Origin of the sequence: Streptomyces sp. NPDC047108 (genome assembly GCF_040643575.1) — a bacterium.
Taxonomy (GTDB): Bacteria; Actinomycetota; Actinomycetes; order Streptomycetales; family Streptomycetaceae; genus Streptomyces.
In genome coordinates this window covers 78,835-91,552 of record NZ_JBEYUP010000006.1, presented here as the reverse complement: position 1 = coordinate 91,552, position 12,718 = coordinate 78,835, and the positions used below count along the sequence as shown (strand labels likewise).

The 12,718-nt window shown below is 71.9% G+C and carries 9 protein-coding genes; 4 read left to right on the top strand and 5 right to left on the bottom strand.

What is annotated here, in order from left to right:
• Window positions 1-48 precede the first annotated feature (48 nt).
• Complete coding sequence (dapD, locus tag ABZ822_RS15120) at window positions 49-1,038, top strand: 2,3,4,5-tetrahydropyridine-2,6-dicarboxylate N-succinyltransferase (RefSeq protein WP_360852677.1); 990 nt, start codon at window positions 49-51, stop codon at window positions 1,036-1,038.
• A gap of 196 nt (window positions 1,039-1,234) precedes the next feature.
• Here the strand turns inward: dapD and ABZ822_RS15115 are convergent, their stop codons facing one another.
• Window positions 1,235-2,857: an FAD-dependent oxidoreductase gene (locus ABZ822_RS15115; protein ID WP_360852674.1), complete on the bottom strand. Its 1,623-nt coding sequence runs from the start codon at window positions 2,855-2,857 to the stop codon at window positions 1,235-1,237.
• 217 nt (window positions 2,858-3,074) lie between these two features.
• Between ABZ822_RS15115 and ABZ822_RS15110 the strand changes: the two genes are divergently transcribed.
• Entirely contained in the window at window positions 3,075-3,890 is an 816-nt protein-coding gene (locus ABZ822_RS15110; protein WP_360852671.1) for an AraC family transcriptional regulator, read from the top strand.
• Between the two features lie 142 nt (window positions 3,891-4,032).
• Here ABZ822_RS15110 and ABZ822_RS15105 read toward each other — a convergent pair whose 3' ends face one another.
• Window positions 4,033-5,871: an endonuclease/exonuclease/phosphatase family protein gene (locus tag ABZ822_RS15105; protein WP_360852668.1), complete on the bottom strand. Its 1,839-nt coding sequence runs from the start codon at window positions 5,869-5,871 to the stop codon at window positions 4,033-4,035.
• Between the two features lie 246 nt (window positions 5,872-6,117).
• Here ABZ822_RS15105 and ABZ822_RS15100 point away from each other — a divergent pair, with 246 nt between their 5' ends.
• A complete protein-coding gene (locus tag ABZ822_RS15100) occupies window positions 6,118-7,623 on the top strand; it encodes a hypothetical protein (RefSeq protein ID WP_360852665.1) in 1,506 nt (501 codons plus the stop codon).
• Between the two features lie 392 nt (window positions 7,624-8,015).
• Complete coding sequence (locus tag ABZ822_RS15095; protein ID WP_360853342.1) at window positions 8,016-9,470, top strand: alkaline phosphatase PhoX; 1,455 nt, start codon at window positions 8,016-8,018, stop codon at window positions 9,468-9,470.
• On the opposite strand, the gene ABZ822_RS15090 is transcribed toward ABZ822_RS15095, so the two are convergent.
• The 3 genes from ABZ822_RS15090 to ABZ822_RS15080 are packed head-to-tail and all read right to left on the bottom strand — an operon-like array spanning window position 9,442 to window position 12,402.
• Entirely contained in the window at window positions 9,442-10,263 is an 822-nt protein-coding gene (locus tag ABZ822_RS15090) for a class I SAM-dependent methyltransferase (RefSeq protein ID WP_360852662.1), read from the bottom strand. The genes ABZ822_RS15095 and ABZ822_RS15090 overlap by 29 nt on opposite strands.
• Window positions 10,264-10,294: 31 nt before the next feature.
• Complete coding sequence (locus ABZ822_RS15085; RefSeq protein ID WP_360853339.1) at window positions 10,295-11,524, bottom strand: TerD family protein; 1,230 nt, start codon at window positions 11,522-11,524, stop codon at window positions 10,295-10,297.
• 56 nt (window positions 11,525-11,580) lie between these two features.
• The gene (locus tag ABZ822_RS15080) at window positions 11,581-12,402 is read right to left on the bottom strand and encodes an NAD(P)-dependent oxidoreductase (protein WP_360852659.1); all 822 of its coding nucleotides are present in this window, start codon (window positions 12,400-12,402) and stop codon (window positions 11,581-11,583) included.
• Between the last annotated feature and the right edge of the window lie 316 nt (window positions 12,403-12,718).

Genomic DNA, 12,718 nt, shown 5'->3' with positions numbered 1-12,718 from the left:
GATGAGACCGGTTCGCATCGGCGGCCCCCGGGCGGTTAGGTTTCGAACATGACCGACACGACTGCTTCTCGTACCACCGGCGCTGTCGCCGCCGGCCTCGCCACCGTCGCCGCGGACGGCACCGTACTCGACACGTGGTTCCCGGCTCCGGAGCTCGCCGCCGAGCCGGGTCCGGCCGGGACCGAGCGGCTGAGCGCCGAGCGCGCCGCCGAGCTGCTGGGCGAGTCCGCGCCCAAGGCCCTGGGCCAGGACGCGCGGCGCGGGGTCGAGATCGTCGCCGTACGGACGGTCATCGCGTCCCTGGACGACAAGCCGCTCGACGCCCACGACGCGTACCTGCGGCTGCATCTGCTCAGCCACCGCCTGGTCCGGCCGCACGGCCAGAACCTGGACGGCATCTTCGGCCTGCTGGCCAACGTCGCCTGGACGAACCTGGGCCCGGTGCCCGGCGACCAGGTCGAGACGGTGCGCCTCGCGGCCCGCGCCGACGGCCTGAACCTCAACGTCACCAGCATCGACAAGTTCCCGCGGATGACGGACTACGTGGTCCCGTCCGGCGTGCGCATCGGTGACGCCGACCGCGTGCGGCTCGGCGCCCACCTCGCGTCCGGGACCACGGTCATGCACGAGGGCTTCGTGAACTTCAACGCCGGGACGCTGGGCACCTCCATGGTCGAGGGCCGGATCAGCGCGGGCGTCGTGGTCGGGGACGGCTCCGACATCGGCGGCGGCGCGTCGATCATGGGCACCCTGTCCGGCGGTGGCAAGCAGATCGTCTCCATCGGCGAGCGCTGCCTGCTCGGCGCCGAGGCGGGCATCGGCATCGCGCTCGGCGACGAGTGCATCGTGGAGGCCGGGCTCTACGTGACCGCGGGGACCCGCGTCACCCTCCCGGACGGCAAGGTCGTCAAGGCGCTGGAACTGTCCGGCGCCCACAACCTGCTCTTCCGCCGCAACTCCACGACGGGCACGGTCGAGGTCCTGCAGCGCTCCGGCTCCTGGGGCGGCCTCAACGAGGCGCTCCACAGCCACAACTGACCGGACCGGGCCCGGGCACACGCCCCCCGGTCCGGCCCGGGACACACGCCCCACCGGACCCGGCCCGGAACTCCCGCGTCCCGCACGGCGCACGGAACGGCCCGGCAGGCATCCCCGGACGCCTGCCGGGCCTTCGCCGTCCCGTCGCCGTCCCCGCGGAGGACGGCGGACCACGGACGGCCACGCCGTACGAGGGTCAGTAGCCGGCCACTTCCGGCCAGCGCAGTTCGACACCCGAGGCGCTGATGCGGCCCCGGAAGTCATCGAGGAGACCTGAGGTGTCGCGCACCGCGCCCGGGGGAGCGCCCATCTCGTCGCAGAACGCCACGAGACGGGCCGCGACCTCGCCGACGTTCCACTCGACGGGCGGCATGCGGTAACTGCCGTTGGTGATGTGGGTGGTCCCGATGTTGCGCGCCGCGGGCAGCAGGTTCCGTACACGCACGGGCAGCAGCGCACCCAGGGGAAGTTCGAAGGGACAGCAGGCCACGTCGATGTAGGGGTCGCCCCCGGTGGAGGGGTGCAGGTCGATCCGGTACGAGCCGACGCCCACGCTGTCGGGGTAGGTCACCGCCCCGCGGCTGCCCCGTACGTCGAGGGCGATGTCCTGCTCGACGACCGTGTACTGGGCCTCGATGCGCCGTGACTCGCGGATGTACGGCGCCATGGCGAGGCCGTCCGCGGTGTCGCCGACGACGTCGCCGCGCAGCCGCAGACCGGGCAGGCCGGTGCCGCCGTCCGGCCGGGGCGCCTCGGTCTGCAGCCAGTACAGCAGGCTGAGGGCGAGGTTCCGGGCACGGGCGAGATGGCGCGCGGCCTCGTCCTCGGGCACCTCGAAGACCGGCCCTCCCCAGTAGTCCGACTGCGGCCAGTTCACCAGGGTGATGTCGCCGGCGTACGTGCCGGGCAGGAAGGTGTCCCGGGCCGCGATCCGGCGGAAGGTCCACAGATTGGTGTCGCGGCTGTCGACGCGCTCGTCGGCGTAGTCGGGTCCGATGGCCGCGACATCCCCGGCGGGGTCGGGCACGAAGGTGTGAAGTTGCGGCTTGCGGGTCTTGGGATGCGGGGCGACCCAGCTCAACTGCCCCTCCGGCCAGTCGAGGGCACGGGCGTCGCGGAACTCGGCGTAGCCCGGCGGACGGTCGATCGTGTGGTCCTCGCCCGCGCGGTGGTCCATGGCGAAGCAGACGGACACCGGCTGCATGTTCAGCGGCCGGTCCTCGGCGGAGGCGTGGGGCTCGCCGGTGCGGGCCACCGACTCCGAGCCCGTGACGTACTCGACCCCGCAGAGCGGCAGCAGTTCGCCGGTCTCCGACGCGTCCAGCACCCAGGGCGCCGTGACGGTGACCTTCTCGCCCGTGTCGCCGCCGAGGAATGTGACGGCCTTGACCACGTCGCCGTCCACGTCCGCCGCGACCGGCCGGTGGCGGAGCAGCACGCGCAGCCGGCCGGACGAACGGTGCGGGGCGAGCATGCCCTCCAGCACCGCCAGCGCGACCCGGGGCTCGAAGCACAGCCCACTGACCCATGCGGCTCCCGGGTTGAGCGACCGGCGTTCGCGCGCCTCGGCGGTCAGGGGGTAGTGGGTCCGGTAGTACCTCCGCACCCCGTCACGGAACTGCCGGTAGGTGCGAGTACATCCGAAGGACTCGATCCAGGGGTGCTCGTCCGGTGGTACGGCCTGGCTGGTCAGGACGCCGCCCAGCCAGGCCGTGGGTTCGGTCAGGACGACGTTCCTGCCGAGCCGGGCCGCGGTCAACGCCGCCGCGACGCCGCCCAGTCCGCCGCCGACGACAAGGATCTGCGTGCCGAGTTCCATGGGCTCCCTTTGTCTGTCGTCAACACTGCCGGGGGGCTCCGCACCGTTGTGTGTCCCGTACGGATCCCTGCACCCGGCCGGAGCCGGAGCGGGATGCCCCGTGCCCGGGTGCGGCTCCCTCGGCGGTGCAGCGCGGTGAGGTGCTGTCACCTGCCGGTACGGCCGCACCCGGCCTCGCCATGGTGGCCCGGTGGGTGGGCTGTTTACCATGGCCGGGATGAGCGAGGTTGTGTCCGGAAGTGATGTGCCGGTGGGTCTGCAGCTGGTGCGGACCGCGGTCGGCGAGGTCACCCATCCCTGCCGCGCCACACTCGGACCGCGCCTCCAGAGGCACGTCGAGGTGATGCTCGTCCACTCCGGAGTGATGCACGTCCTCATCGACGACGGCCCCGAGTTCTCCGTACAGGCGGGATCCGCCTGCCTGTTGCTGCCCGGCCGTACGGAGCGGTTCCGCTTCGGCGGGGGGACCGGGTGCCGGCAGACGTGGCTGCGCGGGCTCCCCCGGGGGCTCACCGGGCCGGTACGGGAACGGTTCGACCGCGTGCGCCCGACGCTCCCGCTCTCCTCGGCGCTCGAGTACCTGGCGCGGGAGACGATGGCCGCCGAGCGCTCTCAACTGACGGCACGCGGCGCGCTGCTCGATGCTCTGGCCACCGCCGTCGTATGGCGCTACGTGGCCGAGGCGGAGAGCGATCCTGACCGCTTCCCGGCCGCTCTGGAGCGCGCCCGGCGCCACATCCACCTGCATCCGGACGAGGCGGTGGACCTCGCTGACCTGGCGCGCCTGGCCGGCGTCACCCCGGCTCACCTCATCCGGCTCTTCCGCGAGCACCTGGGGACGACGCCGATGCGCTACCTGTGGGACCGGCGGATCACGCTGGGCGTCGAACTGCTCACCAGCACGGGGCTCCCGGTCGGCGTCGTCGCCGAACGCTGCGGTTTCCGGACGAGCTTCCACTTCGCCCGCCGCGTCAAGCAGGCCACCGGGCTGTCCCCGACCGGGCTGCGGCACGGGAGCTGGACCCCGGGCTGACACCGCCCGCGGTACGACGACGGCCGCGGTACGACGACGGCCGCTGAACGACGACAGCCGCTGAACGACGACGGCCCGGCCGCTCACGACGACGGCCCGGCCGCGCCTTGCGCGCGGCCGGGCCGGATCGGGGTTCAGGCCGTCACGGACGGATCCGCAGCACCTGCGGGTCGTGGTCGCTCGCCTGGTCGGCGAACTCCGCGTTGATGTGGACGATGTCGTAGTCCGCCTTGCGGATGCCCCGGCTGGTCAGCATGTGGTCGAGCACCTGGGAGTTGCCGTTGAACACGTAGCCGTAGCGCTGGTTCTTCGGCAGCCGGGTCACCAGGTCGGTGAGCACACCGCCCTGCGTGAGCGTGTCCAGGGCGGGGGAGAAGTCGAAGTCGTTGAGGTCGCCCGCGACGACGACCCGGGCCTTCGGGTCGAGGTCGAGCAGCGACTTCACCCATCCGTTCACCGCGGTCGCCTGCGCCTGGCGCTGCTTCTCGGACGTGCGGGCCGGAGGCTGGTGGAGGCCCTCCAAGCCCTGGTCGCCGCCCTTGCTGTTGAAGTGGTTGGCGACGACGAAGACCGGCTTGCCCTTGAAGGTGAACTCGGCGGCCAGCGGCTTGCGGCTGTTCTCCCATGCCGCGTCGGCCGGTGCGATGCGGCCCGGGTTGGAGGAGAGCGTGACCTTGCCGTTGTCGTCCTTCACGGGCTTCATGGCGGTGTCGGCGTCGCCGCCCGGCACGTCCTTGAAGGAGACCCGCTCCGGGTTGTAGAGGAAGGCGACGCGGATGTTGCCGCCGGGCTGGCCGCCGTCCTTGTCGTCGGCCGGGTCGATCTGCCGGGCCTCGTACTTCGGGCCACCGGCGGCGGCGATGGCCTCGGTCAGCTTCTTCAGGGTCTCGCCCGCGGAGACGACCTTGTCGTTGGTGGGGCCGTTGTCGTCCTGGACCTCCTCCAAGGCGATGACGTCGGGCGAGGAGAGGTTCGCGACGACGGCCTCGGCGAGGCGCTCGAACTTCGCCGGCTTGTCCTTGGGGGAGAGGTTCTCCACGTTGTAGGTGGCGACGGAGAGTTCGGAGGCGTCGGCCTTCTTCGTCTTCTCGCGCTTCAGGCCCTTGTCCTGGTGCTTGCCCAGCTCGGTGGCCTGCAGCTCGTATCCACCGAACTGGTCGTAGTCCAGCGGGCCCGCGGTGACGCCGTCGAGGCGGTCGCCGACGTTCGCCTTCGGGAACGGGTTCTCGTCGAAGGGCAGCAGCGAGGCGATCTTGACCCGGCCGCCGTTCTGGTCCTTGTACGAGGAGTAGAGCGTGCCGCCGCGCTCGGTGCGGTTGGTGCGCGGCTCGGCCGTCGCCCACAGCTCGTTGAACTCGCTGCTGGCGCCAACCACCTGGGCGTCCGAGAGCTGGGTCCGCATGCCCTCGAGCGACTCGTACCGGTCGAGGGCGTACGAGCGGGGCTTGAGCTTCAGGTCCTCGATGCTGTCGCCGTCGGCACCCGGGGCGTAACGATCCGGCACGGTCGAGGCGTTGAGCTTGAACGCGGCCGGGAGCTTGTTGTCGGAGGAGACGGCCTTGTACTCGGGCTTGGTGATCTGGGTGACCGACTGCAGACCGGCGTCGGCGCCGCCCGGGTAGTACTCGGAGACGGTGCCGGAGACCTGCACGGAGTCGCCGACCTTCACCTCCGGGGTCTTCGCACCCGTGAAGACGAAGATGCCCTCACTCGTCGCCTGGTCGCGGTCCGGCTTCTCGTCCTGGATCCAGAAGCCGCGGGAGGAGCCGAAGGCGCGTATCGCGGTGACGACGCCGGGGACGTCGGTGACCTTCTCGCCCGCGTGCGGGGACACGCGGGTGCTCCCCTGGATGTCGTGGATACGGACCTCCGCGGCGGTCGCGGATCCGGGGACGGCGAGCAGGCCCGCGCCCAGGGCGGCGGCGATCACGGCGGCGACGGTCGCGGGCTTGCGGTAGGGGCTGGGGGGTTTGGAGGGCATCGAATGCTCCGGAATTGAGGGTGACGGAGACGTTCAGGACAAGGTGTTGCGCGTGTGGTGCCGGTGGTGCGGTATGTCGCGAGTTGTTCTACGCGCGTCAATGTCCTGGGTGTGCGGGGGAGTTGTCAAGGGATGGCCGATGTCCGTCCTCTGACAGGGACATGAACCGGGTGTTGGGGTCAAATCCGTCTAGGCTTGGGCAGCGCACGCCGCGCGCGGCCGACCTGTTTCGAGGAGAACCCGCTGATGTCCGGAGAACGCCCCACCATGCCCCCGGTGCGTCTGCCCTCGGAGGCCGAGCTGGCGCGGGACGCGCTGGCCGCGCCGCTCTTCGCCAGATCCGTACGGCTCGCCCGCTGGGCCGGTCCGCACACACAGGTCGGCGCGGGCGGGGAGCTGCTGGACGAGGCGGTACGGCTGGGGGTCGCGCACCTCGGCCTCGAGGACGACGAGGACGGCCCGGAGTTCGTCAGCGAGGCATGGCAGCTCGCCGTCGACACGGGTCTGGTCGAGATCGACGAGTCCGATGACGCGGAGGAGGGCGACGCCATCGGGACCGCCGCCCCCAGCGAGGAGGCCGGACTCGTCACCTCCGGCACCCCGCAGGACGTCCTGGACATCTGGCTCAGCGGCCTGGAGACCCTGCTCGGCGACGCGGTGGCGCCCGACCTCGCCGAACTGCTGGCGAGCGTGCAGGAGAGCGCGGAAGAGGGCGAGGCGCCCGACTTCGGCGCCCTGGACTGGAACCCCGAGGAAGAGGCCCGGTTCCTGGACGAGGTGCTGCACAACCTCTATCTGCTGACGGCGCTGGAGGGCGGCTCGGCCGACTCCGCGGTGCCGCTGCCCGCGCTCGCCGCCTCCGTGATCGTCCCGGAGGACATGGACGAGCCCACGGACGACATCCTCGAAGAGGTCTCCGTGGCGATGATGCGGCTCGACGACCAGTTCCGGCTGCTCGCGCCCCTCGGCCTGATCGACTACAAGCCGGTCGACGAGGCGCTGATCGGGGAACTGGACGAGGGCGCCGAGCAGAAGGGCGCCGAGGAAGCGGCGGCAGGCGGGAACGCCGACGCGATCGACGTCGAAGAGGTCTCGCGCTACGGCATGGTCCGGCTGACCCCGCTCGGTCTCTACGGTGTACGGGCCCGCTTGCTCGAGGAGGGCACCGAGGCCCCCGCGGTCGGCGACCTCGCGGACAAGGGCGCGGACGTGCTGCTCGACCGGCTTCCCGGCTACCCGGAGGCCATCGCCATGGCCGAGGCCGGGCAGTGGATCGCCGGGCGCGAACCGGCTGACGCGGCCCGCGAACTCCTCGCCGCGGCGCGCGGCGACGACGACTACGCCCCGAAGCGCCGGCTCGCCTGCCAGCAGGCACTTCTGCTGCTCGGTCCCGAGGCCGCGCCCGCGCTGCGGGAGGTGCTCGACGACCCGCGGCTCGGCGGACTCGCCCGGGTGGGCCTCGCCGAACGCGGCGTGGCCGATGTGCCGCCGCCCTCCCAGGACATGATCTTCTGGCTGACCATCGACACCATCGCGGCGCAGCTCGGGAGCGCGGACGACTCCGGCGAACTGCGGGAGCTGATCGAAGGGGTGGCCGGACAGCACAGCGGCTTCTTCGAGGCCGCCTGGCGGGTCGACCACCCGGCGACGGCGGACGTCCTGGAGACGATGGGGCGACTGCATCCGGACAAGAAGGTCGCCAAGGAGGCCCGCAAGGCCGCGTTCAAGGCGCGGTCGCACAAGGCGCGGTAGCTCTCGACCGGCCGTCCGGGCCGGGGTCGGACCCGGTCGGACCCGGTCGGACCCGGTCGGACCCGGTCGGGTGCGGCCGCAGGCTGTCCGGCTCGACACCGCCCGGCTCGGCTCGACCCCGGCCGCCCGGCTCGGCGCGGCTCCGTCCGGCTGTCCGGATCGGTCCCGGTCGCCCGGCTCGGCCTCGCCCGTCCGCCTCGGCCCAGCTTCGTACCGGCCGCCCGGCCGCCCGGCCGTCCCGCCGTCCGGCAGGAGGGCAACCGGCGGGAAGTTGGTGGTTCCGGGAGGCAATCGGCCCCCTGGCGTCGTGTGCTGTTCAACCGCCGTTCGGCGTCGCGCGGCAGCGTTGACACAGCACACCAGGTGCCAGACCTGCCATCCAGGAGATGACGATGCCGCTCACCCGGAGAGACTTCGCGAAGAGTTCCGCCAGCGCCGGCGCGGGTGTCGCACTGGTCGGCAGCGTCGGCGTGCTGGCCACCGCCGGGGCGACCGGCTCGCAGGCGGAGGAGATCGGCGGCCGGGGCGAGCAGGCCGCCGACGGCCCGGGCGTGGACCGGCGGACCGGTTACGGCCCGCTCGTACCGGACCCGGACGGCATCCTCGCGCTGCCCGAGGGCTTCGCGTACCGGATCATCACCCGCAGCGGCGTGACGCGGCTGGAGTCGGGTGAGTTCACGCCCTCCAACCACGACGGCACGGCCACCTTCGAAGGTCCGCGCGGGGTGACCCTGCTGGTCAACAACCACGAGCTGAAGGGCCCCCGGGCCGACTGGGAGCACCCTGTCCCGCTCACCGAGGGCCTCGTCTACGACCCGGCGGCCGCCGGTGGCTGCACCGTCGTGGAGGACCGCGGCCCCGGGCGGGTCGCCGAGTGGGTCGGCATCGCCGGGACCTCCACCAACTGCGCGGGCGGGCGCACCCCCTGGGGGACGTGGCTGACCTGCGAGGAGAACTCCGACCGGGCCGGCGAGAACGGCATGACCAAGGACCACGGCTACGCCTTCGAGGTCGACCCCTACGACAGCCGCGCCAACCGGAACCCCAAGCCCCTCAAGACGCTTGGCCGTTACGACCACGAGGCCGTCGTCGTCGATCCCCGGCGCGGCCACCTCTACCTCACCGAGGACGCTTCCGGCCCCAACGGCCTCTTCTACCGCTGGGTCCCGCCGCACGGCTTCAAGCACGGCCGCGGCAGGCTCCGGACGCTGGCCGACGACGCCGGGGTGCTTCAGGCGCCCGCGTGCTACGACTCGGGCGGCCGCTTCGTCGACGATCTCTCCCGTGCCACCAGGACCGGCACCGTCTACGGCGTGGACTGGGTCGACGTACCCGACCGGGACGCGCGTGAGACGCCGGTGCGCAAGCAGTTCCGCGACGGCGAGGTGACCCGCGCCCGCAAGCTCGAAGGTATGTGGTGGGCCGATGGCGGCGCCTACATCGTGTCGTCCTACGCGCGCGAGGAGAGCCCGGCCGCCCACGACGGCCAGGTGTGGTTCTACGACCCGCGCCGCCGGACCCTCACCCTCAAGGTGCTCCTCGCCGTCAACCCCGATCCCTCGAAGGACGGGCGGCTCGACGGCCCCGACAACATCACCGTGTCCCCGTACGGCGGGCTGGTCATCGCCGAGGACGGCGAGGGCGTCCAGCACCTCTTCGGCGCCACGGACGACGGCCGGACCTATCCGATCGCCCGCAACGACCTCAACATCGGTACCGAGGAGGAGCCGGAGTTCAGCGAATTCACCGGCGTCACCTTCGCGCCGGACGGGCGGACGCTGTTCGCCAACATCCAGGACCCCGGGATCATGGTCGCGATCACCGGACCCTGGCGGCGTCAGCGGTGACCAGGTAGTAGTCGAGGTACCCCTTCTCGTACGCCTCCAGGAAGCGGCGGGGCCAGAGGTTCCTCAGCGGCGTCCGGGCGAGCCAGCGGTCGTAGGCCGCCCAGACGTCCTCCCCGATGGGCACCGCCCGGACGCTGCTGAAGCCGCTCCGTGTCAGGGCGCCGGTGACGTCGTCGACGACATGCGGGAGATCGAGACCGTCGGCATACGTGGGCAGCAGCCGGGGCAACTCCTCGACCCCGCACGCGCCCGGGGCGAAGAACGTGGCCAGAGCCAGCCGCCCGCCAGGGCACAGCACGCGGTCCGCCTCGTCGGCGAACTCCCGCAGATCGGGGAAGTGCTGGGCCGCGTTGACCGAGAACAGGCACTCCGCCGAGCCGTCGGGCAGCGGCATGACCTCGGCGGCTCCCCGGACATAGCGGAGCCGCTCGGGGTGTTCGGCGAGGAGGCCGGCGTTGACGATCCGCGCCCGGTCGAGCTGGGCCGGGTGCAGATCGACACCGCAGACCTCGGTGAAGCCGAACTCCCGCAGGGCCAGCGCACAGCCGAGTCCCAGACCGCAGCCGACCTCGACGGCCCGCAGGCCCTCGGTGGACCCCAACTCACCCAGGACGAGGCGGTAGAGGTCCTGCTCGGAGCGGAGCCGGTCGTCCTCGGTGAGCGGCCGGTCCCGCGGGACGTCGCGCCAGTAGCCGAAGTTGATGAAACCACCCGTGAACGCAGGCACGGTGCTGAGATCCCAGACACCGTAGATCGTATCGATCTGGCCCGGTATGCGCGGTTCCAGCGCCATGAGTGGCCCTCGCTTCGTTGCGGTCACCCCATTAGAGAGCCTGACCTCCCGGCTTGACCATGCCACGGACCGTACGGGAATCGACGTAGTCGCCGAGGGCGGTCATCTCCCATTCGCCGGAGAACTGGCGGATCAGTTTCGCCATCATGACGCCGGTGCGCGGCTCGGCACTCGTGAGGTCGAAGCGTACGAGCTCCTCGTTCGAACCGGCATCCAGCAGGCGGCAGTACGCCTTGGCGACCTCGGTGAACTTCTGCCCCGAGAAGGAGTTGACGGTGAAGACGAGACCCGTGACGTTCGGCGGGATGTTGCCGAGGTGAACGGTGATGACCTCGTCGTCGCCCCCGCCCTCACCCGTGAGGTTGTCCCCGGAGTGCTGGATGACACCGCCGAGGATGGCGAGCTTGCCGAAGTAACAGGCGTCGATCTTCTCGCGGTTGGGGCCGTACGCGATGACGGAGGCGTCGAGGTCGATGTCCTTGCCGCGGTAGGCGGGCTCCCAGCCCAGGCCCATCTTCACGGAGGTCAGGAACGGGCGGCCGCCCTTGACGAGCGAGACCGTCTGGTTCTTCTGGAGGCTGACCCTGCCCTTGTCGAGGCTGATCTTCCCGGCTCCGGGGGCCGGTGGGGCGGGAGCCGCGGCTGCGGGCTGCGGAGGTGCCGAGGGCGCGACGGGCGGGGCGGCCGCCGGCGCAGGGGGAGCCGCGGCCGGAGGCGGGGGAGCGGCGGCGGCCTGCGGCGGGGCGGCCGGTGCGGTGGGCGCAGGCTCGGCCTCCACGGTCACGCCGAAGTCGGTCGCGATGCCCGCGAGGCCGTTGGCGTAGCCCTGTCCGACCGCGCGAGCTTTCCACACGCCGTTCCGCCGGTAGACCTCGACGACGACGAGGGCCGTCTCGCTGCCGAGCGACGGCGGTGTGAACGTGGCGACCGCGGCACCGTCGTCGGCCTGGCGGATGGTCGCGGTCGGCTCGATGCCCGAGAAGGTCTGGCCGGCGGCGTCCGGGCTGGCCGTGACCACGATCTTCTCGATGTCGGCGGGCACGGCCGAGGTGTCCACGACGATCGCGTCGGGGGCCGAGCCGCCGCCGGACCGGTAGGTGACACCGGGGCCCGAGGGCTGGTTGTAGAAGATGAAGTCGTCGTCGGAACGCACCTTGCCGGAGGCGGTGAGCAGCAGGCCCGACACATCGAGCCGCACCGGAGCGGCAACGTCCACCGCCACGCGGGCGACGGGCAGCGGGATGTTCGAGCCGGGGGTCATTGCGGTCATGCCCCGGGTAACGAGCGGCCCCGCTTTGCAGTTCCATTACCTGGGCATCAATGCGGCCAGATGGGCGGATCGGTGCAGAAGTGGCCACCGAGGCGGTCGTGGTCCGGGTCGCCGGGACGCAGATCGCCCTGCTCCTCGATCAGTGCGGCGGCGTGGACCTCCGAGTCGTCCCGCGGTTCGTAGCCGAGCGCACGCGCGCCGGAGAGGTCCCAGACGAGGCGGGTGTTCGCCGAGCTGCCGTGGACGACCGTGTGGCCCACGCCCTCCTTGGTGAGCGCGGAGTGCACCAGCCGGGCGCAGTCGTCCGGGCTCAGCCAGATCGACAGCATGCGGACGGACGTGGGCACCGGGCAGCAGGCGCCGATGCGGAGGGAGACTGTCTCCAGGCCGTGCCGGTCCCAGTAGAAGGAGGCCAGGTCCTCGCCGAAGCACTTCGAGAGACCGTAGAAGGTGTCGGGGCGGTGCGGGGTGTCGGCGGGTATGAGCGCGTCGCCGGGCACGGGGCTGCCCGAGGGGCGGGGCGTGAAGCCGACCGCGTGGTTGCTGGAGGCGAGGACGATCCGGCGTACGCCCTCGGTGCGCGCTGCCTCGTAGAGGTGGTAGGTGCCCCGGATGTTGGCCTCGAGGATCGTCTCGAAGTCCGATTCCAGCGGGATGCCCGCGAGGTGGACGATCGCGTCGACCCCGCGTACGGCCTTGCTCAGCGCGTCCCGGTCCGCCAGATCGGCCGTGATCGCGCCGGGTTCGCCCTCCACGGGGGCCCGGTCGAAGAGGCGCAGAGCGTAGCCGTGGTGCGGGAGGCGTTCGCGCAGCAGGGTGCCCATGCCGCCGGCCGCGCCGGTGAGCAGGACGGTGCGGGGTGCGGGCATGGGCCTCTCCTCGGGCGGTCCGGGGGACGCGTGCGCTCCTGCCGAGCCGGCGCGTGCTCGTCCGCGGACATCGTTCCCCTCCGGGGGCATCTCGCGTCAACGGTCGGGCGCATGGGGGACGTCGTCCGCCGAGCCGTGCGCACCGTCGGGCGGTCCGGGAGCGTCGCGCCGGGGACACCGCCGAGCGGTGCGGATCGTCGAGCGGTGCGGATCGTCGGGCTGGGCTCTTCGCGTCGGAGGCGCGGGCACCTTTCAGCCATGCTCATTTTTGATCACAGAGTGGCTACTCCGTGACACAGTGAGATGCAGAACTGCC

Excerpts from the sequence above, each read along its gene's own strand:
- ABZ822_RS15080 (WP_360852659.1), bottom strand. The coding sequence starts at position 12,402 with ATGCCCGCACCCCGCACCGTCCTGCTCACCGGCGCGGCCGGCGGCATG.
- ABZ822_RS15115 (WP_360852674.1), bottom strand. The coding sequence starts at position 2,857 with ATGGAACTCGGCACGCAGATCCTTGTCGTCGGCGGCGGACTGGGCGGC.
- ABZ822_RS15100 (WP_360852665.1), top strand. The coding sequence starts at position 6,118 with ATGTCCGGAGAACGCCCCACCATGCCCCCGGTGCGTCTGCCCTCGGAG.
- dapD (WP_360852677.1), top strand. The coding sequence starts at position 49 with ATGACCGACACGACTGCTTCTCGTACCACCGGCGCTGTCGCCGCCGGC.
- ABZ822_RS15095 (WP_360853342.1), top strand. The coding sequence starts at position 8,016 with ATGCCGCTCACCCGGAGAGACTTCGCGAAGAGTTCCGCCAGCGCCGGC.
- ABZ822_RS15105 (WP_360852668.1), bottom strand. The coding sequence starts at position 5,871 with ATGCCCTCCAAACCCCCCAGCCCCTACCGCAAGCCCGCGACCGTCGCC.
- ABZ822_RS15085 (WP_360853339.1), bottom strand. The coding sequence starts at position 11,524 with ATGACCCCCGGCTCGAACATCCCGCTGCCCGTCGCCCGCGTGGCGGTG.
- ABZ822_RS15110 (WP_360852671.1), top strand. The coding sequence starts at position 3,075 with ATGAGCGAGGTTGTGTCCGGAAGTGATGTGCCGGTGGGTCTGCAGCTG.
- ABZ822_RS15090 (WP_360852662.1), bottom strand. The coding sequence starts at position 10,263 with ATGGCGCTGGAACCGCGCATACCGGGCCAGATCGATACGATCTACGGT.